At 64.2% G+C, this 18,196-nt stretch carries 11 protein-coding genes and 1 other RNA gene; 5 read left to right on the top strand and 7 right to left on the bottom strand.

Annotated features, from left to right (window positions below):
• Nucleotides 1–869 precede the first annotated feature (869 nt).
• The gene (gene cphA / locus A9975_RS07420; protein WP_183032060.1) at nt 870–3,440 is read right to left on the bottom strand and encodes a cyanophycin synthetase; all 2,571 of its coding nucleotides are present in this window, start codon (nt 3,438–3,440) and stop codon (nt 870–872) included.
• A 20-nt stretch (nt 3,441–3,460) separates the two neighbouring features.
• Nucleotides 3,461–6,097 carry a cyanophycin synthetase gene (gene cphA / locus A9975_RS07425; RefSeq protein ID WP_183032061.1) on the bottom strand — a complete coding sequence of 879 codons (2,637 nt, stop codon included), beginning with the start codon at nt 6,095–6,097 and terminating at the stop codon, nt 3,461–3,463.
• 240 nt (nt 6,098–6,337) lie between these two features.
• On the opposite strand from cphA (A9975_RS07425), the gene A9975_RS07430 reads away from it, so the two are divergent.
• Complete coding sequence (locus A9975_RS07430; protein ID WP_183032062.1) at nt 6,338–8,623, top strand: ABC transporter ATP-binding protein; 2,286 nt, start codon at nt 6,338–6,340, stop codon at nt 8,621–8,623.
• 17 nt (nt 8,624–8,640) lie between these two features.
• Nucleotides 8,641–9,111 carry a DUF1854 domain-containing protein gene (locus A9975_RS07435; RefSeq protein ID WP_183032063.1) on the top strand — a complete coding sequence of 157 codons (471 nt, stop codon included), beginning with the start codon at nt 8,641–8,643 and terminating at the stop codon, nt 9,109–9,111.
• Between the two features lie 8 nt (nt 9,112–9,119).
• Here the strand turns inward: A9975_RS07435 and A9975_RS07440 are convergent, their stop codons facing one another.
• The 5 genes from A9975_RS07440 to ompA form a co-directional block, all read right to left on the bottom strand.
• Complete coding sequence (locus A9975_RS07440; protein WP_183032064.1) at nt 9,120–9,992, bottom strand: hypothetical protein; 873 nt, start codon at nt 9,990–9,992, stop codon at nt 9,120–9,122.
• A gap of 441 nt (nt 9,993–10,433) precedes the next feature.
• Nucleotides 10,434–10,792: a transfer-messenger RNA gene (gene ssrA, locus A9975_RS07445) on the bottom strand.
• An 88-nt stretch (nt 10,793–10,880) separates the two neighbouring features.
• Nucleotides 10,881–11,552, bottom strand: a complete 672-nt coding sequence (gene gph, locus A9975_RS07450; RefSeq protein ID WP_183032065.1) for a phosphoglycolate phosphatase — start codon at nt 11,550–11,552, stop codon at nt 10,881–10,883.
• Between the two features lie 2 nt (nt 11,553–11,554).
• Complete coding sequence (ubiG, locus tag A9975_RS07455; RefSeq protein WP_183032066.1) at nt 11,555–12,304, bottom strand: bifunctional 2-polyprenyl-6-hydroxyphenol methylase/3-demethylubiquinol 3-O-methyltransferase UbiG; 750 nt, start codon at nt 12,302–12,304, stop codon at nt 11,555–11,557.
• A gap of 111 nt (nt 12,305–12,415) precedes the next feature.
• Nucleotides 12,416–13,075: an outer membrane protein OmpA gene (ompA, locus tag A9975_RS07460; protein ID WP_183032067.1), complete on the bottom strand. Its 660-nt coding sequence runs from the start codon at nt 13,073–13,075 to the stop codon at nt 12,416–12,418.
• Nucleotides 13,076–13,533: 458 nt separating this feature from the next.
• Between ompA and gyrA the strand changes: the two genes are divergently transcribed.
• From gyrA to serC, 3 genes are all read left to right on the top strand, one after another.
• Nucleotides 13,534–16,248, top strand: coding sequence for a DNA gyrase subunit A (gene gyrA / locus A9975_RS07465; RefSeq protein ID WP_183032068.1), 2,715 nt, complete (start codon nt 13,534–13,536; stop codon nt 16,246–16,248).
• Between the two features lie 81 nt (nt 16,249–16,329).
• Nucleotides 16,330–16,893 carry a DUF2059 domain-containing protein gene (locus A9975_RS07470; protein ID WP_043344476.1) on the top strand — a complete coding sequence of 188 codons (564 nt, stop codon included), beginning with the start codon at nt 16,330–16,332 and terminating at the stop codon, nt 16,891–16,893.
• Between the two features lie 122 nt (nt 16,894–17,015).
• Nucleotides 17,016–18,176, top strand: coding sequence for a 3-phosphoserine/phosphohydroxythreonine transaminase (gene serC / locus A9975_RS07475; RefSeq protein WP_183032069.1), 1,161 nt, complete (start codon nt 17,016–17,018; stop codon nt 18,174–18,176).
• Nucleotides 18,177–18,196 lie beyond the last annotated feature (20 nt).

Below are 18,196 nucleotides of genomic sequence, written 5' to 3' on the forward strand. Positions count from 1 at the left end.
TGTATGGCGGGTTTGCTGTTTCTTTGAGCGGCGTTGGTTTTTGGACCCAAGGGCCGTACGACATCCCCCTGCGGGGGCTGCCGGTCACTCTTCTTTGCGTCGGCAAAGAAGACTAACGAGAAGAAAGCCGACCCTGCCGGGGGCAGAGCAATCAGGCTTATGTGAGGCTGTGGTTGCGTCGTACGGCCCGGAGTGCCGGCGGGCATCTGCCGGTACCGGCTTCACTGATCACGACCATGCCGGCTTCCGGGATTCGTGGTGAGGCCCCCGGTAGCAGACACCACTTGCTTCAAGCCGTCTGTCGCTCGCGCAGTGGCCGGCCACGAAGTTGCAAGCGCACCGGTTCCGTCGTGGGCGCGGTGGCATCAGGTTGATATGCCCAAGGCCTTGACCACCGCGCCCGCCCCACCACGAAACCATTGGCATGTGAGGTGTCGTGGTGGTCTGCACCAGTAACGGCAGATGGTGGAATGCTCACCGAGCAAAGCGATCAGGGGCACCACCACGTGACCATTGGGTCATGCCGTAGCGATGACCTCCAAGCCGGCATGGCAAAGGCCAGCCAACACTCCGGGCTGTACGACGCAACCACCGAGGCCCACAAGCCTGATTGCGCTGCTCCCGGCAGGGTCGGCTTTCTTCTCGTTAGTCTTCTTTGCCGACGCAAAGAAGAGTGACCGGCAGCCCCCGCAGGGGGATGTCGTATGGCCCTTGGGTGCAAACGCCATCGCCGCTCCAAAAAAACCATAGCCCCCGCAGAGCGACGTCACACAGCTGTTGGGTACAAGACACCATCGCCAATCAAAATCAAAATGCAAGAAAGCCAGCCGATGAGGCTGGCTTTCTTGTTTACCGCGAGGCTATCCCACTCACCCCTGAGCGATCCTCTGCTCAATATGCGCCAGCGCCTCCTCCACCTGATCCACCAAAATCAAGCAAAGATCCCCCGGCTGCAAATGCGACAACGCGGTATCGATAGCAAGGAACTCCCCACGGATCTCTTCCACCGCGCTGGCGCGCTTCGCGCCCTCCAGGCCTTCGCGCAGCAGGGCCAGCACTTCGCCGTCCTCGCGTCCGCGCTGGCACTGGTCCTGATACAGGATCACTTCGTCGAACACATCGCCAAGGATCTCCGTCTGGCGGCGGATATCGACGTCGCGGCGGTCGCCGGCGCCGCTGATCACCACCGAACGGCGCTCTGCCGGCATGCTCTCGATGGCGTTGCACAGCGCCTGGATCGCATCCGGGTTGTGGCCGTAGTCGGCGATCAGCGTCGCGCCCTTGTAGTCGAACACGTTGAAGCGGCCGGGGGCGGTGGCTGCATCGTTGACGAAGGTCGCCAGGCTGCGGCGGATCACTTCCCAGTCGATGCCCAGTGCCCATGCCGCCGCGGTGGCGGACATGGCGTTCTCGACCTGGAAGCCGATCGAGCCGCCGCGCGTCAGCGGAATGCTCGACAGCGCGATGCGCACCTGGTTCTCGCCTTCGGCGGCCACGATATGGCCATCCTCGACGTACACCACGCGCTTGCCCTGCGCGCAGTGCGTGGCCATCACGGGGTTGTTGAGGTCGGCCGCAAAGAACGTCACGGCGCCCGGGCAGGCGTCGGCCATGCGTACCACCATGGGGTCCGCGGCATTCAGTACGGCCATGCCGTGCGGTGCCACGTTCTGCACGATGACGCTTTTCAGCACGGCGAGGTCTTCCACGGTGCTGATAAAGGACAGTCCCAGGTGATCGCCTTCGCCCACATTGGTGACCACCGCCACGTCGCAGCGGTCGAAGGCCAGGCCTTCGCGCAGCAGGCCGCCGCGCGCGGTCTCGAACACGGCGGCGTCCACGTCGGGGTGCATCAGCACATTGCGGGCGCTGCGCGGGCCGCTGCAGTCGCCGGTATCGATGCGCTCGCCCTTGACGTAGACACCGTCGGTGCCGGTCATGCCGATGCGCAGGCCGCTGCCGGCCAGCAGGTGGGCAATCAGGCGGACCGTGGTGGTCTTGCCGTTGGTGCCGGAAACCGCCACCACGGGGATGCGGCCATCGTCGCCATCGGCGAACATCGTGGAGATGATGGCCTCGCCCACCGCACGGCCCTTGCCGTAGGAGGGCTGCAGGTGCATGCGCAGGCCCGGTGCCGCATTGACTTCGACAATGCCGCCGGCTTGTTCCTCGAACGGCTTGAGCACGGTCTCGCAGACCGCGTCGACGCCGCAGATGTCCAGGCCAACCATGCGCGCGGCCGCCACGGCGCGGGCTGCCATGTCCGGGTGCACATCGTCGGTGACGTCCGTCGCGCTGCCACCGGTGGACAGGTTGGCGTTATTGCGCAGCACCACGCGGGTGCCCTTGGGCGGCACCGCATCCGCGGTGAGATTCTGCTTGGCCAGCGTGGCCAGCGCGATATCGTCAAAGCGGATCTTGGTCAGCGAGGTGGCGTGTCCCTCGCCGCGGCGCGGGTCGCGATTCACTTCCTCGACCAGTTGGCGCACGGTGTGCTTGCCATCGCCGGTGACTTGGGGCGGATCGCGGCGGGCCGCGGCGACCAGGTGGTTGCCCACCACCAGCAGGCGGAAATCGTGGCCGGGAATATAGCGCTCGACGATCACGTCGGAGCTGATCTCGGCGGCGACTTCATAGGCGGCGATGACTTCCTCGCGGGTGCGGATGCGCACCGCCACGCCTTTGCCCTGATTGCCGTCGCGCGGCTTGACCACCACCGGCGCACCGATTTCCTGCGCGGCGGCCCAGGCTTCGTCGGGGTCCGAGACGGAGCGGCCCATCGGCACCGGCACGCCGGCGGCGTGCAGCAGCTTCTTGGTGAGTTCCTTGTCTTGCGCGATCGATTCCGAGACCGCGCTGGTCATGTCTGTTTCGGCGGCCTGGATGCGGCGTTGCTTGCTGCCCCAGCCGAACTGGACCATGCTGCCTTGCGTCAGGCGGCGATACGGAATGCCGCGCGCCACGCCCGCATAGACGATGGAGCCGGTGCTTGGCCCCAGGCGCACGTCTTCGTCGAGCTCGCGCAGGCGATGCAGCGCTTCGGCCAGGTCGAACGGCATGTCGTCGCGCGCGGCGCGGCACAGCGTGGCGGCCAGTTCCATCGCCAGCCTGCCGACTTCTTCCTCGCTGTACTGCACCACCACCTGGTAGGTGCCGGGTTCGACGGTGGGTGCGGTGCGGCTGAAGCTGACCGGGCAGCCGGCCTCCGCTTGCAGGCGCATGGCCGCGCATTCGAGCGCGTGCGCCAGCGACACCACGCCTTCGTTGTCATCGGGCCGCAGCGGGCCTACCTCGGGAAAGCGCGCGCGCAGGCGCTCTTCAAAACCGGGCAGCTGTGCCAGCGTGTGGGCCTCGTCGGAGCAAGAAACGATGGCTTCGATGGCGGTGTGGCGGCACCACAGGTTAGGGCCGCGCAGGGCCCGGATACGTGAGACTTCCATGAAATCAGTTTCCTTGCGGATCAGGCGCGGCGGCCCGGTTGGCCCATCCACTGGTGCACCAGGTCGATCGTCGGCAGGGTCGTTGCCTCATCGCATTGCAGGACCAGCAGGTCGCCGGCCACTACTTGCGCGAGCGCGGCCTCGATCGCCTGGCGGCGCGAGCCCTCGTCGATGATCTTGGTCACGCGCCGTCCTTCATACAGGCCCTGCTTGAGCAGCGCACGTGCCTCGGCGTCCGGCAGCGCGCGCTTGACCGAAGTGTCTTCGCACAGGAAGACGCGGTCGAACGCGGCGCCCAGCACCTTGCCTTGCTTGACCATGTCTTCGTCGCGGCGCGGCGCGCCGGCGCCGTACACCACCACGCGACGCTCGCTCGGGAAGCGTTCCAGCGATGCCACCAGCGCCTCCAGCGCGGGCGCATTGTGGGCGTCGTCGATCACCACGATGGCACCGTTGCGCTCGAACAGCGTGAAGCGTCCGGGCACATCCACCTGGCCCACATCGAATGTCACCACGCCAGCACGGATCAGGTCGTTGGAGATGCCCAGCGCCCAGCCGGTGGCCACGGCCGCCAGCACGTTCTCGACCTGGAAGGCCACGCGGCCCGCATAGGTGAGGGGGATCGCGGCTACATCGGCCAGCGGCACCTCGCGGCTGCCGGTGGCGAGCACCACCTTGCCGTCGCGCACGTAGACCGCGCGGCGGCCCGCCGCGCGATGCGCGGCAATGGCGGGCAGGTCGGCCGTCATGCCGAAGAAGATCACGTCGCCATCGCACAGCTCCGCCATCTCCACGACCAGCGGGTCGCGCGCGTTGAGCACGGCCACGCCGCCGTCCAGCACCACGTCGACTTGGGTGCGCAGCACGTTGTACATCTTCTCGACTTCCTCGACGTAATACTGGCCAAGGTGGTCGGGTACATCGATATTGGTCACCACGCCGACCTGGCAACGGTCGTAGGCGAGGCCTTCGGACAAGATTGCGCCGCTGTCGTTCTCGATCACGGCGGCATCCACCGCGCGATTCATCAGGATGCGGCGGGCTGCGTCCCAGTTGGCGCGGTCGCCGCCCTGCACCTGGCGGCGGTCCAGGTAGAGGCCGTCGCTGCAAGCCAGGCCGGTGTGCTTGCCCGAGAGCTGCAGCAGGCGCGCGACCAGCTTGGCCACCACGGTCTTGCCGTTGGTGCCGGTGATGCCGACCACGGGAATGCGGCCGTTGTCGTCGCCTTCGCCAGCCGGGAACAGGTGATCCACCACGGCACGGCCCACCGGGCGGGCTTCGCCGTTGGAGGGCTTCAGGTGCATCAGCAGGCCGGGGCCGGCATTGACCTCGACAATGGCGCCGCGCTGCTCGGCGAGCGGGCGCGAAATGTCCTGCGCCACCAGGTCGACGCCGGCGATGTCCAGGCCCACGATGCGGGCGGCCAGCGAGGCATGCGCGGCCACGCTCGGGTGCACGCGGTCGGTCACGTCGAAGGCCACGTTGCCGTTGCGCTGGATCAGCACATGCTTGCCCTCGGGCGGTACGGACGTGGCGTCAAAGCCCTGGCGCTTGAGTTCCAGGCGCGCGGCCGAATCCAGCCGCACCTTGTTGAGCGGGTGGTCTTCAGTGCTGCCGCGGCGTGGGTCGGAATTGATCTGCGACTCGATCAGCTCGTCGATGGTCGATTTGCCGTCGCCGGTCACGCTGGCGGTCTCGCCCATGGCGGCGGCCACCAGGCGGCCGCCCACCACCAGCAGGCGGTGTTCGTTGCCCAGCACAAAGCGCTCGACGATGACGCCGCTGCCTTCATCGATGGCGACGCCGTAGGCGGTCTCGACTTCTTCGCGCGTGGTCAGGTTGGTGAACACGCCGCGGCCATGGTTGCCGTCATAGGGCTTGACCACCACCGGCAGGCCGATGTCCTCGGCGGCGTCCCAGGCGTCGGCGGCACTTTCCACCAGCCGGCCTTCGGGCACGGGCACGCCGCAGGATTCCAGCAGGCTCTTGGTCAGGTCCTTGTCGCGCGAGATGCTCTCGGCGATGGCGGCGGTGCGGTCGGTCTCGGCAGTCCAGATGCGGCGCTGGCGGCTGCCATAGCCGAGCTGCACCAGGTTGCCCTCGGACAGGCGCAGCGCCGGGATGTCGCGGTCGTCGGCTGCGTCGACGATGCAGGCTGTGCTTGGGCCCAGGCAGCGCTTGTCCACCAGGCGGCGAAGGTGATCCACCGTCTCCTGAACGTCATAGGGGCGGTCCTCGATGGCGGCCATCACGAGGTCGCGGGCGGCGAACAGGGCGGCACGGGTGACATCCTCGTGCCAGGCCCGCACGATCACCTTGTAGACACCCCGGATCGGGGTCTCGCGCGCCTTGCCGAAGCCGCCGGGCATGCCGGCGAGGTTCTGCAGCTCAAGCGTGACGTGTTCCAGGATGTGGCCAGGCCACGTGCCTTCCTTGAGCCGCTGCAGGAAGCCGCCGCGCTCGCCGATACTGCAGCGATGCTCGACCAGCGAGGGCAGCCATGCCGACAGGCGCTCGTAGAACCCCGGAATCGTGTTGGAGGGAAAATCCTCCAGTTCCCCGATATCGACCCACGCCTCCAGCACAGGCCGATATGTCCACATATTCGGGCCGCGCAGCGACATGACATCGAAAATCTCAATGTCCTTCTTTTTCATTGATTTAGCTTGAGGCAGTGGGCGAGTGCCCGAGAAATAGAAGCCTAACCTTTCAGTAACGTTACAACGGTCAGCCGGTTGACTTTCTTGATTAAAAAGCGATTGTGCAGTGCATCAGGGACGCCCGTGTGTTTGGCCTTATGTATACTGCGGGCAAATCAGCGGGCCGCCAGGGCGCGCCCGCGCTAAATTGTTTCAAGTTATGTCCATAGCCCAAGGACGCAGCATGCCGTACCAACGATGACCCAACCTTCCTTGCCCGTGATTGACAGCGACGCCCACAGCGAGCCGTGGCGTAACGAACTCGGCACCCGCCTGCAACCTGGCGAAGCCGTGCTTGCCTGGCTCGAAGTCGACCTTGACGCAAAGCTGCATTTTACCCAAGGCTGGGTACTTGTGACGGATCGTCGCTTGCTGGCACGCATGCCGGGGCAAAAAGACTGGCAGGAATGGGCGATCCAGCCCGGATTATCGCTGCATCACGCCGATCATGCGGGGGTTGGCACGCTGGAGTTGCAAGACAACGGGCGATTGCTGGCCAGTTGGCGCTACACGCTGGGCCACAACCCGGCCGCGTTGCGCCTGATCGACCAGTTCCACGCGCAGCGCGACCTGTCGGCCTCGGGCCGGGCAGGGCAGCTGGATCTGGAGGCCGAAGCGGTCTGCCCGACCTGCAAGGCCCCGCTGCCCCCGGACGACGACCAATGCCCGCAATGCAGCCGCGACCTGGAAACGCCGCCGTCGACGTGGGCCCTATTGCGCCTGTGGCGGTTTGCCCGGCCGTACCGCTTCCAGTTGCTGGCCGGTTTCCTGCTGACGCTGCTGTCCACCGCCGCGACGCTGGTGCCGCCGTACCTGACCATGCCGTTGATGGACAACGTGCTGATTCCCTACCAGAACGGGCTGCCCATCGATTACGACCGGGTCAAGCTGTACCTGGCCGGGCTGTTGGGTGCGGCGCTGGTGGCGTGGAGCCTTGGCTGGGCTCGCACCTATTTGCTCGCGCGGGTGTCCGAGCGCATCGGCGCGGACCTGCGCACCACCACCTACGAGCACCTGCTGCGCCTGTCGCTGGAGTACTTCGGTGGCAAGCGCACGGGCGACCTGATGGCCCGCATCGGCTCGGAAAGTGATCGCATCTGCGTGTTTCTGTCGCTACATCTACTGGATTTCGCCACCGACGTGCTGATGATCGTCATGACGGCGGCCATCCTGATTTCGATCAACCCGTGGCTGGCGCTGGTGACCCTGGTGCCGCTGCCGTTCATCGCGTGGATGATTCACCTGGTGCGGGACCGGCTGCGCCACGGCTTCGAGAAGATCGACCGGATCTGGTCGGAGATCACCAACGTGCTGGCCGATACCATCCCGGGCATCCGCGTGGTCAAGGCCTTCGCGCAGGAAAAGCGCGAAGTGGAGCGCTTCCGCGAAGCCAACCGGCACAACCTGGCGATCAATGACCGGGTCAACGCGGTGTGGTCGCTGTTCACCCCGACCGTCACGCTGCTGACCGAGATCGGCTTGCTGGTGGTGTGGATCTTCGGCATCTGGCAGGTCTCGCACAACGCGATCACGGTCGGCGTACTGGTGGCCTTCCTCACCTATATCAGCCGCTTCTATACACGCCTGGATTCGATGAGCCGCATCGTCTCGGTCACGCAGAAGGCCGCCGCCGGCGCCAAGCGCATCTTCGATATCCTCGATCACGTCTCGAGCGTGCCGGAACCCACGCGGCCGGTGCACCTGGAGCGTGTTGAGGGCGCCATCGAGCTGCGCGACCTGGGCTTCCGCTATGGCAACCGTGCCGTGATCCGCGGGCTCAACCTGTCGATCGCACCGGGCGAGATGATTGGCCTGGTGGGACACAGCGGGTCGGGCAAGAGCACGCTGGTCAACCTGATCTGCCGCTTCTACGATGTCTCCGAAGGCGCGATCCGGCTGGACGGCGTCGATATCCGCTCGCTGCCGGTCTCGGAGTTCCGCAGCCATATCGGGCTGGTGCTGCAGGAGCCGTTCCTGTTCTTTGGCACGATTGCCGAGAATATTGCCTACGGTAAGCCGGGTGCTTCGCGCGAAGAGATCATCGCTGCGGCGCGCGCCGCCCATGCGCACGAGTTCATCCTGCGCCTGCCTCACGGCTACGACTCTCTCGTGGGCGAGCGCGGGCAGGCTCTGTCCGGCGGCGAGCGCCAGCGTATCTCCATCGCTCGCGCGCTGCTGATCAACCCGCGCATCCTGATCATGGACGAGGCCACCTCGTCGGTGGATACGACGACGGAGAAGGAAATCCAGAAGGCGCTGGACAACCTGGTGCAAGGCCGCACCACCATCGCCATCGCCCACCGCCTGTCCACGCTGCGCAAGGCGGACCGCCTGGTGGTAATGGATCGCGGACGGATCGTGGAGGTTGGCAACCACGATGAGTTGCTGGCGCGCGAAGGCGCCTACTACAAGCTCTACCAGGCGCAGGCCCGCAATGTCGATGCCGACGCGGATCTTACCTCCGCCGACGCGGTCAACGTGTAATAAGGATGGGAGCCCACATGCAGCAAGTCGATTTCAAGCTCTCCCGCAATGCCCTTGGCCGCCTGGTGATGACCACGGCGGATGGCGTCGTGCATGATGGTGTCGTTCCCGTGCGCGCCTTCCCCATCGCCGCGCCCGACGATGGTGTCGGCCTCGTCAGCGCCGATGGCCGCGAGCTGGCCTGGCTGCCCCGCCTGGATACCTTGCCCGCCCCGGTGCGCGAGATGATCGAGGCCGAACTGGCCAGCCGAGAATTCATGCCGGAGATCCGCCGCATCCGCTCGGTGTCGACCTACGCCACCCCCAGCACCTGGGAGGTGGAGACGGATCGTGGCCTCACGTCGCTGGTCCTGCGCGGCGAGGAAGACATTCGCCGCCTCGCCGGCTCCAAGCTGCTGATCTCCGACAGCCACGGCATCCATTACCTGGTGCGCAACCTGGTCAGCCTGGACAAGGGCAGCCGCAAGATCCTCGATCGCTTTCTCTAAGCTGCGCTTCAGAGCTTGCCAGTGAAGATCACCCCGACCTGGCGGTCGGGGCGCATCGCAAACAGGTAGATCTGGCCGGGCGTGGGCAAGCTATGGGTGGTGGTGGGGTCGTAGTAGGCGATGCCGGCCATGGGTGTGTTCGCGTAGTGGCAGTTCGGCCCAGTCAGCTGCAAGGTGACGTTGTAGACCTTGCCTTGGCGCCGCGGCGTGGCGGTCCCGGTAAAGCTGCAGCCCGCGCCGCCGCCGTCGAGCGTGAGGTTGCCGCTGGCGTCGATGGAAAGCCTTACAGCACCCGCCGTGATGCCGGTCGTGTCGACGACGTTCGACGTGCCGTAGTAAGTCCCCTTCAGGCCGTCGGTGGTCGCGATGAAGTTGTAGTCGGTGCTGTAGGTGCCATTGACGGCCGCGCTCTTGCCGTTGCGGTAGGTGACCTGCGCCTGGATCGACTTGCCCGGCACGTAGGCTGCCATCAGGTTCGCTGCGCTCAGGCTGTAGCCCGCCGCCTCCTGATTGAAGTCCAGGCCGTTGTTATTTGTGGTGAGTGCGCCGCTGCCCGAGCTATAGTTGCCGGTCAGGACTCCGGCTGATACGTCCGGTATGCCCGCCATCGCGTAGAAGGCGTAATAGATGTTCTCGTCCAGCACCAGGATGTTGAACCGCTCGCCTGCGGCAGAAGTGCCGATGTAGAAGCCGGAGCCGAGCGCGATGGTGTCGGGGGCTGCCGGGATCACCGGCGTCGTTGGGATCGTAGGTGTCGTGGGCGTCGTGGGTGTGGCGGCGGGAGGCGTGCGCACAATCGCCAGTCCGTCACTGTTGTCCCCCGATCCGCCACAGCCTGCGAGGGCCAGCGCAATGCTTGCAGCCCCAATGCGTTTCTTCATTTGTACTTTGCCTGTTCCGATGCGCATGGGCGCCTCTGGCGCCGCTTTTCGGTTGCCGAAAAAATCTCGACTGTAACAGATGATTACAAATTGCTGATGACCTCGCGTCTGTGGACGGGCGGTGCCTGTTCGAGCGCGCAAAAAAACGCCCGCACAGGACTGGGCGGGCGCTGGAGGGCAACTCCGGACGTGAAACTACGAAGGCTCGCGTCAGGAAGTCTGCCTCTGCAGAGGCAGTTTGTGTAGATGATGCAGGCTTGGGGGTGTTATGTGAATCGGACAAATCCTAAGCCGGCATAAATTGCCCACTTTTCCGGCAATTTCTTGGGGGTGGTGGAGGGACTTTGCGCCGCCCCCATTATCAAAGCCGGAAAAAAGAAAACCCCGGGGATGCTTATCCTCGGGGTTTCGGTAGTCCCGGAAATAACCGGGACTGAATATTGGTGGAGCCGGCGGGAATCGAACCCGCGTCCGCAAGCCCTCCACAGAGAGTTCTACATACTTAGTCCTGTCATTTGATTTAACCGGTGCATCGCGGACGGACACGCTCTACAACGGCGAGTCACTAAATTTTCGTCCCTAGGTCCGTGACAAACTCAGGGCTTATCTGGCGTTAATGACCTCGCGTAGTCTTGCGACTCTAGCCCGCCAGCGAGCCAGTGCGAGGACGGCCGCAATTAAGCGGCCAGTGCGTAACGTTCGTCGTTAGCAGTTATTGCATTCCCATTGATTAACGAGGTGACGGGTCCTCGGTATGCCCTCCACTGCTTTGTAACCCACGTCGAAACCAGGTCGGCCCCTGCGTGAACTGTGTGAACAGTGTCAAGAAGAGAGATTGTACTCCGTTGGCGGCTTCACGTGTAAATGCCTGTCGCGCCGCCTCCCGCGTCAGCGCTGTGTGCCAGGGGCCAGCAGCGCGATCAGCTCGCTGGGATGGCGCACCAGGTAGTCCGCGCCCCATGCCTCGGGCGGCTCTCCCTCGCCGCAGTAGCCGTAGGCAGCGGTGATGGTGATCATGCCGGCGGCCTTGCCGGCCTGGATGTCGCGCACGTCGTCGCCAACGTACACGCAGCGCCCGGGCGCCACGCCGCTGACTTCGGCGGCATGCAGCAGCGGTGCGGGGTGGGGCTTGGCATGCGCCGTGGTGTCGCCGCTGACCACGGCCGAGGCGCGCGGCGCCAGCCCGATGGCGGCGACCAGCGGCGCAGTGAAGCGCGTGATCTTGTTGGTGACGATACCCCAGCGGATGCCGGCGGTTTCCAGGGCGTCAAGCACTTCGGCCATGCCATCGAACAGGCGCGTATGCACCGCGATGTCGGCCTCGTAGTAATCGAGGAAGGTGTCGCGCAGGGCGGGGAACTCAGGGTCGGCCGGGCTCTTGCCGAAGGCGGCGCCAATCAGCCCGCGCGCGCCGTGCGAGGCTACCGGGCGGAGTTTTTCGTAGTCCACGGGCGGGCGGCCATGCTCGGTGACGAGCCGGTTCGCGGCCGCGGCCAAGTCGGGGGCGGTGTCGGCAAGCGTGCCGTCGAGATCGAAGAAGACTGCGTCGTAGGTGCGCATGTTCAGGCGGGCCGGCGAAATGCCATCATATAGTTCACATCGGTGTCCCGCCCCAGCGAGTAGACCTGGGTCAGCGGGTTGTACGTCATGCCGCGCATCTCGACCAGCTCGAGCCCGGTGTTGCGGGCGTAGCGGGCAAGCTCGGACGGCGTGATGAACTTGTCGTAGTCATGCGTGCCGCGCGGCAGCATCTTGAGCACGTATTCGGCGCCGACCACGGCCAGCAGATAGGCCTTGAGGTTGCGGTTGATCGTGGAGCAGAACACATAGCCACCTGGGCGTACCAGCGTGGCACAGGCGCGCAGGATCGATTGCGGGTCGGGCACGTGCTCCAGCATTTCCATGCAGGTCACCACGTCGACGCTGGCTGGCATGCGCGCTGCCAGCGCTTCGGCAGCGATTTCTTCGTAGGCCACTGTCACGCCGGACTCCAGGCTGTGCAGGTCGGCGACCTTCAGTGCCTTGGTGGACAGGTCGATGCCGCGCACCGTGGCGCCGGCGCGCGCCATGCTCTCCGCCAGGATGCCGCCACCGCAGCCGATGTCGACTACGTCCTTGCCCTTGAGGCTGGCGATACCGTCGATCCAGCCGAGCCGCAGGGGATTGAGCTCGTGCAGCGGCTTGAACTCGCTTTCCGGATCCCACCAGCGATGGGCCAGCTCGCTGAACTTGTCGATTTCGCGCGCGTCGGCGTTCTTGCCGATCAAGGTGGTTTCAACGGTCGGATGGAGCGGGGAGGATATCTGCGTCATGGAGTTTGGCGCGCCACCAGTGCGGCAGCGTGAAGGCGGAGGGTATGCCGCGACTGTATCAAAAAAAAAGCCCAGCTTGCGCTGGGCTTTCTTTCATCGGAAAGGTTCCGATTAACGTGCGCTGCGGGTGCCGACCACTTCGACTTCCACGCGGCGATTCGGCTGCTGGCAGGCGATTTGTGCCTTGCGATTGCCCTTGCACGACTTCGGGTCAACCTTCAGCTGGCGCTTGCCCTTGCCTTCCGTGTAGACACGGTTGGCTTCCACGCCCTTGCTGACCAGATACGCCTTGACGGCTTCAGCACGACGGATCGACAGGCGATCGTTGTACTTGTCCGAACCGAACGAGTCGGTGTGGCCAACTGCGATAATCACTTCCAGGGTGATGCCCGACAGCTTGGAGGACAGGTCGTCCAGCTTTGCCTTGCCTTCCGGCTTCAGCACAGCCTTGTCGAAATCGAACAGGGTGTCAGCAGCGAAAGTGACCTTTTCGCTGGAAACAACCGGGGGAACAGCTGCCGGGGGTTGCGTTGCCACCGGAGCGGCCGCCGGAGCCAGGGCGCCGTCGCACAGGGCGTTGGCGGTGGCCGGGGTCCACGAGCTGTCGCGCCAGCAGAGCTCGTTCGTGCCGTTCTTCCACACGTACTCGCTCGTACCGTTGCCCCAGTTATCGTTCACAGCCTTCTTTTCGTAGGGGACGGACTGGGCTTGAGCGGATGCAGCCATTACTGCGGTAGCTGCAACGAGCGCGAGCTTGGCAAATTTTTTCATATTTCTCCTCTCAGGATGAGATCACCGCAGGGTTACTGCGAGCAAATGGACGGAAACAAGTCATACATTCTTCGGAGTATAACATTCTCGATGCGGTGTATGCTCCACTTCGAACAATGTCTGGCTCTTCGCTGGGGAATTGTGCCACAAGGGTCGTTTCCTAAGAAGTAAATATATTCGATTCCATCAATGGGTTTTAGGCCTGTGGTGTTTGTGCAACATGGCCCTTGCGATGCCCGCAAACCCTTGTCAGGCCGTGCTTGCAGGATTTTCGCCTCGGCCTTGCACGTGCTTTCCGGGCGCTGCCGAAGCCCCTGCCAAGGGGGGCGCCGCGGCTGCGGGAGAGGGCAGCCGCGCATGTTAGAATGTCACGTTGCCCACCTGTCAGACGCCGCTTTGGCGAATGGCGATTCACCTGGGTGCCTTCTGTTTAAATTCGCCGGATAACCCACGCCGCAATGGATCAATTCGCCAAAGAAACCCTTCCGGTCTCCCTCGAAGAGGAAATGCGCCGTTCCTATCTCGATTACGCCATGAGCGTGATCGTCGGGCGCGCGCTTCCCGATGTGCGGGATGGCTTGAAGCCGGTACACCGGCGTGTGCTCTATGCGATGCATGAGCTTAACAACGACTGGAACCGGCCGTACAAGAAATCGGCCCGTATCGTAGGGGATGTGATTGGTAAGTATCACCCCCACGGCGACACTGCTGTATACGATACGATCGTGCGGATGGCGCAGAATTTCTCGCTGCGCTACATGCTGGTCGATGGCCAGGGTAACTTCGGTTCGGTGGACGGGGATAACGCGGCAGCCATGCGTTATACCGAAATCCGCCTGTCCAAGATTGCCCACGAGATGCTGCTCGATATCGATAAGGAAACTGTCGATTTCGGGCCGAATTATGACGGCTCCGAACATGAGCCGCTGATTCTGCCGGCACGTATCCCGAATCTGCTGATTAATGGTTCGTCGGGTATCGCGGTGGGTATGGCTACCAATATCCCGCCGCATAACCTTAACGAAGTGGTCGATGGCTGCCTGCATCTGCTGCGTAATCCGCAAGCTACGATTGACGAGCTGATCGAGCTGATTCCGGCGCCGGACTTCCCGACCGCCGGCATTATCTATGGCGTCCAGGGCGTGCGCGAAGGTTACCGCACCGGCCGCGGCCGCGTCGTCATGCGCGCCAAGACGCACTTCGAGGATATCGACCGTGGCCAGCGCCAGGCGATCATCGTCGACGAGCTGCCCTACCAGGTCAACAAGCGCACCCTGCTCGAGCGCATCGCCGAGCTGGTGACGGACAAGAAGGTCGAGGGCATCTCCGATATCCGCGACGAGTCCGACAAATCCGGCATGCGCGTGGTGATCGAGCTCAAGCGCAACGAAGTGCCGGAAGTGGTGCTTAACAACCTATATAAGCACACCCAGCTGCAGGACACCTTCGGCATGAACATGGTGGCGCTGGTCGATGGCCAGCCGCGCCTGCTGAACCTGCGCCAGATGCTGGATTGCTTCTTGTCGCATCGGCGCGAGGTCGTCACCCGCCGCACCGTGTTCGAGCTGCGCAAGGCGCGCGAGCGCGGCCACGTGCTGGAGGGCCTGGCGGTGGCTCTCGCCAATATCGATGAGTTCATCGCCATCATCAAGGCGGCGCCCACGCCCCCCATCGCCAAGCAAGGGCTGATGGCCAAGGCCTGGGATTCCAGCCTGGTGCGCGAAATGCTGGCACGCGCCGAGGGCGACACCGCCGGCGGCCGGGCATCCTACCGCCCGGACGGCCTGCCGGCCATCTTCGGCATGCAAGCCGACGGGCTGTACCGCCTGTCCGACTCGCAAGCCCAGGAAATCCTGCAGATGCGCCTGCAGCGCCTCACTGGCCTGGAGCAGGACAAGATCGTCCAGGAATACCGCGATGTCATGGCGGTCATCTCCGACCTGCTTGACATCCTGTCGCGCCCGGAGCGCATCAGCACCATCATCACCGACGAGCTGACCGCCATCCGCGCCGAGTTCGGCGACCTGCGCCGCTCGCATATCGAGCTCAACGCGACCGAGCTGGATACCGAGGACCTGATCACCCCGCAGGACATGGTGGTGACCCTGTCGCATAGTGGCTATATGAAGAGCCAGCCGATTTCCGAGTACCGCGCGCAAAAGCGCGGCGGCCGCGGCAAGCTGGCGACCACCACCAAGGAAGACGACTGGATCGACACGCTGTTCGTCGCCAACACGCACGACTACATCCTGTGCTTCTCGAACCGCGGCCGGCTGTACTGGCTGAAGGTGTACGAGGTGCCACAGGGGTCGCGCAACTCGCGCGGCAGGCCGATCGTCAATATGTTCCCGCTGTCCGATGGCGAGAAGATCAACGTCATCCTGCCGGTGCGCCAGTTCGACGCCGAACACTTCATCTTCATGAGCACCGCGCGCGGCACCGTCAAGAAGACGGCGCTGACCGAGTTCTCGAACCCGCGCAAGGCCGGCATCATCGCTGTCGACCTTGATGAGGGCGACTACCTGATCGGCGCTGCCGTCACCGATGGCCAGCACGACGTGATGCTGTTCTCGGATTCCGGCAAGGCCGTGCGCTTCGACGAAAACGACGTGCGTCCGATGGGCCGCCAGGCCCGCGGCGTACGCGGCATGAACCTGGAAGAAAGCCAGACGGTGATCGCCATGCTGGTGGCCCCGGCCGAGACCAGCGAGCAGGCCGTCGCAGTGGGCAGTGTGCTGACCGCCACCGAAAACGGTTACGGCAAGCGCACCCCGATCGCCGAGTACACTCGACACGGCCGTGGCACCAAGGGCATGATTGCGATCCAGACGAGCGAGCGCAACGGCCGGGTAGTGGCTGCCGCGCTGGTGTCGCCGGAGGACGAGATCATGCTGATCACGACCGGCGGCGTACTGATCCGCACACGTGTGTCTGAAATCCGCGAGATGGGGCGTGCCACGCAAGGCGTGACCCTGATCAATGTGGACGAGGGCACCAAGCTGTCCGGCCTGCAGCGAATCGTCGAAAGCGATGCCGACAACGGTGTGGCGGGCGACGAACTCGAAGAAGGGGCTGACGCGGTGGATGCGGCGGCTCCGGCTGCCGACGGTGAGCAGGCAGGTGCGCAGGACGGCACCGACGCCGGCACGCCTGACACAGGGTCAAATTCGTAAGTTGTTGCAACATTGACCCGTTAGCCGGAACTCGATTGCCGGCTGCGGGACTAAAACGGACATATTTACAAGGGAGTCACAATGCTCAAAACCTATCGACGTATCGCTGTTCTGGCTGCCTTCGTACCGGCCATGATGCTGGCCAACGCGGCGCATGCCCAGGACGCCGACAAGACCGCTGCCATCAAGGAACTCCTGACCGTGATGCAAGCCGACCAGGCCGTCAAGGGCCAGGCCGAGAACTGGCAGCAAGGCGCCAAGCAGGAAGCGCCCATGGTCCTGGAGCAGGTACTGGTCGAGAACAAGACGCTCAACGACAAGCAAAAGCAAGCTGCTGTCGAGAAGCTCAAGAAGAACGGCGCGGTGCAGCGCATGGTTGATGGCGCCGGCACGGCGTTCACCACCGATGGCTTCAAGACCGATGCCATGAAGGCCCACTACGACGCCTTCGGCAAGTACTACAGCGCCCAGGAAATCAAGGACCTGACCACGTTCCTGAAGTCGCCGACCGGCCAGAAGTTCATGGCTAACCAGGGCAAGGCGACCCAGGAAATCTGGGGCTCGATGATGCAAAAGTACGGCCCGCAAGTCGGCAAGTCGATGCGCGACGCCGCCGAGAAGGAAATCGCCGCCGCGGCGAAGTAATTCGCCGGCGGGCAGGCTGGGCGGGCGGGGCGCTGTCCTCGCCTCCCCAATCTGGCGCGGGTTTGATGGATAATGGCTGCTTGGGTAATACCGGCAGCCATTTTTCATTTCCATCTCGATCCATGAACGAACCCCAGAATCCAGCACTTGCCGCCATGATGCAGCGCGCCGTGGCCGAGCGTGTCTATAACTTCTCGCCGGGTCCGGCGGCCCTGCCGACCGAAGTGCTGCTGCAGGCAGCCGATGAGATGCTGTCGTGGCACGGATCCGGCGTGTCGGTGATGGAAATGAGCCACCGCAGCCGCGAGTTCGAGAGTATCCAGGCCGAGGCGCTGGCCAACCTGCGCGAGCTGCTGCAGGTGCCGAAGAACTTCCGCATCCTGTTCCTGCAGGGCGGTGCCATCGGCGAGAACGGCATCGTGCCGCTGAACCTGATGCGCCGCGTGAACGCGGATCGTCCCAAGGCGGATTTCGTCGTCACCGGCACCTGGTCGGTCAAGTCCGAGCAGGAAGCGCGCCGCTACGGCGAGGTGAATATCGCTGCCACCAGCACCGCGCAAAAGTTCGCCCGCATCCCGGATGTGGCTGACTGGAAGCTGTCGGACGATGCTGCCTACGTGCACCTGTGCACCAACGAAACCATCGTTGGCGTGGAGTTCCAGGACGTGCCCGACATTGGCCAGCACCGCGACGGCGGGCCGGTCGTGGTCGCCGACGTTTCCAGCCACATCCTGTCGCGCCCGGTCGACTGGTCGCGCGTGCAGGTAGCCTACGGCGGCGCGCAAAAGAACATCGGGCCGGCCGGCCTGACCATCGTGATCGTGCGCGAAGACCTGCTGGGCCATGCGCATCCCCTGTGCCCGTCCGCCTTCAACTGGCGCCTGGTGGCCGAGCATGACTCGATGTACAACACGCCGCCGACCTATGCCATCTATATTGCCGGGCTGGTCTTCAAGTGGCTCAAGGCGCAGGGCGGCGTAGGCGCCATCGAGCAACGCAATATCGCCAAGTCGCACGCGCTGTACGAGTTCCTCGACCAGAGCGCGTTTTACCGCAACGAGATCGATCCTGGCAGCCGCTCGCGCATGAACGTGCCGTTCTTCCTGGCCGACGAATCCCGCAACGACGCCTTCCTGGCGGGCGCGCGTGCCAATGGCCTGGTGCAGTTGAAGGGCCATAAGTCGGTCGGCGGCATGCGCGCCAGCCTCTACAACGCCATGCCGATCGAGGGTGTTGCCGCCCTGATCGAGTACATGCGCGAGTTCGAGCGGACCGCGGCCTGATCCTTTGTTCGCTGCGGCAT

It is taken from the genome of Cupriavidus sp. UME77, assembly GCF_014170355.1.
In the GTDB taxonomy this organism is placed as follows: Bacteria; Pseudomonadota; Gammaproteobacteria; order Burkholderiales; family Burkholderiaceae; genus Cupriavidus; species Cupriavidus basilensis.

Excerpts from the sequence above, each read along its gene's own strand:
- cphA (WP_183032060.1), bottom strand. The coding sequence starts at position 3,440 with ATGGAAGTCTCACGTATCCGGGCCCTGCGCGGCCCTAACCTGTGGTGC.
- cphA (WP_183032061.1), bottom strand. The coding sequence starts at position 6,097 with ATGAAAAAGAAGGACATTGAGATTTTCGATGTCATGTCGCTGCGCGGC.
- A9975_RS07430 (WP_183032062.1), top strand. The coding sequence starts at position 6,338 with ATGACCCAACCTTCCTTGCCCGTGATTGACAGCGACGCCCACAGCGAG.
- A9975_RS07435 (WP_183032063.1), top strand. The coding sequence starts at position 8,641 with ATGCAGCAAGTCGATTTCAAGCTCTCCCGCAATGCCCTTGGCCGCCTG.
- A9975_RS07440 (WP_183032064.1), bottom strand. The coding sequence starts at position 9,992 with ATGAAGAAACGCATTGGGGCTGCAAGCATTGCGCTGGCCCTCGCAGGC.
- gph (WP_183032065.1), bottom strand. The coding sequence starts at position 11,552 with ATGCGCACCTACGACGCAGTCTTCTTCGATCTCGACGGCACGCTTGCC.
- ubiG (WP_183032066.1), bottom strand. The coding sequence starts at position 12,304 with ATGACGCAGATATCCTCCCCGCTCCATCCGACCGTTGAAACCACCTTG.
- ompA (WP_183032067.1), bottom strand. The coding sequence starts at position 13,075 with ATGAAAAAATTTGCCAAGCTCGCGCTCGTTGCAGCTACCGCAGTAATG.
- gyrA (WP_183032068.1), top strand. The coding sequence starts at position 13,534 with ATGGATCAATTCGCCAAAGAAACCCTTCCGGTCTCCCTCGAAGAGGAA.
- A9975_RS07470 (WP_043344476.1), top strand. The coding sequence starts at position 16,330 with ATGCTCAAAACCTATCGACGTATCGCTGTTCTGGCTGCCTTCGTACCG.
- serC (WP_183032069.1), top strand. The coding sequence starts at position 17,016 with ATGAACGAACCCCAGAATCCAGCACTTGCCGCCATGATGCAGCGCGCC.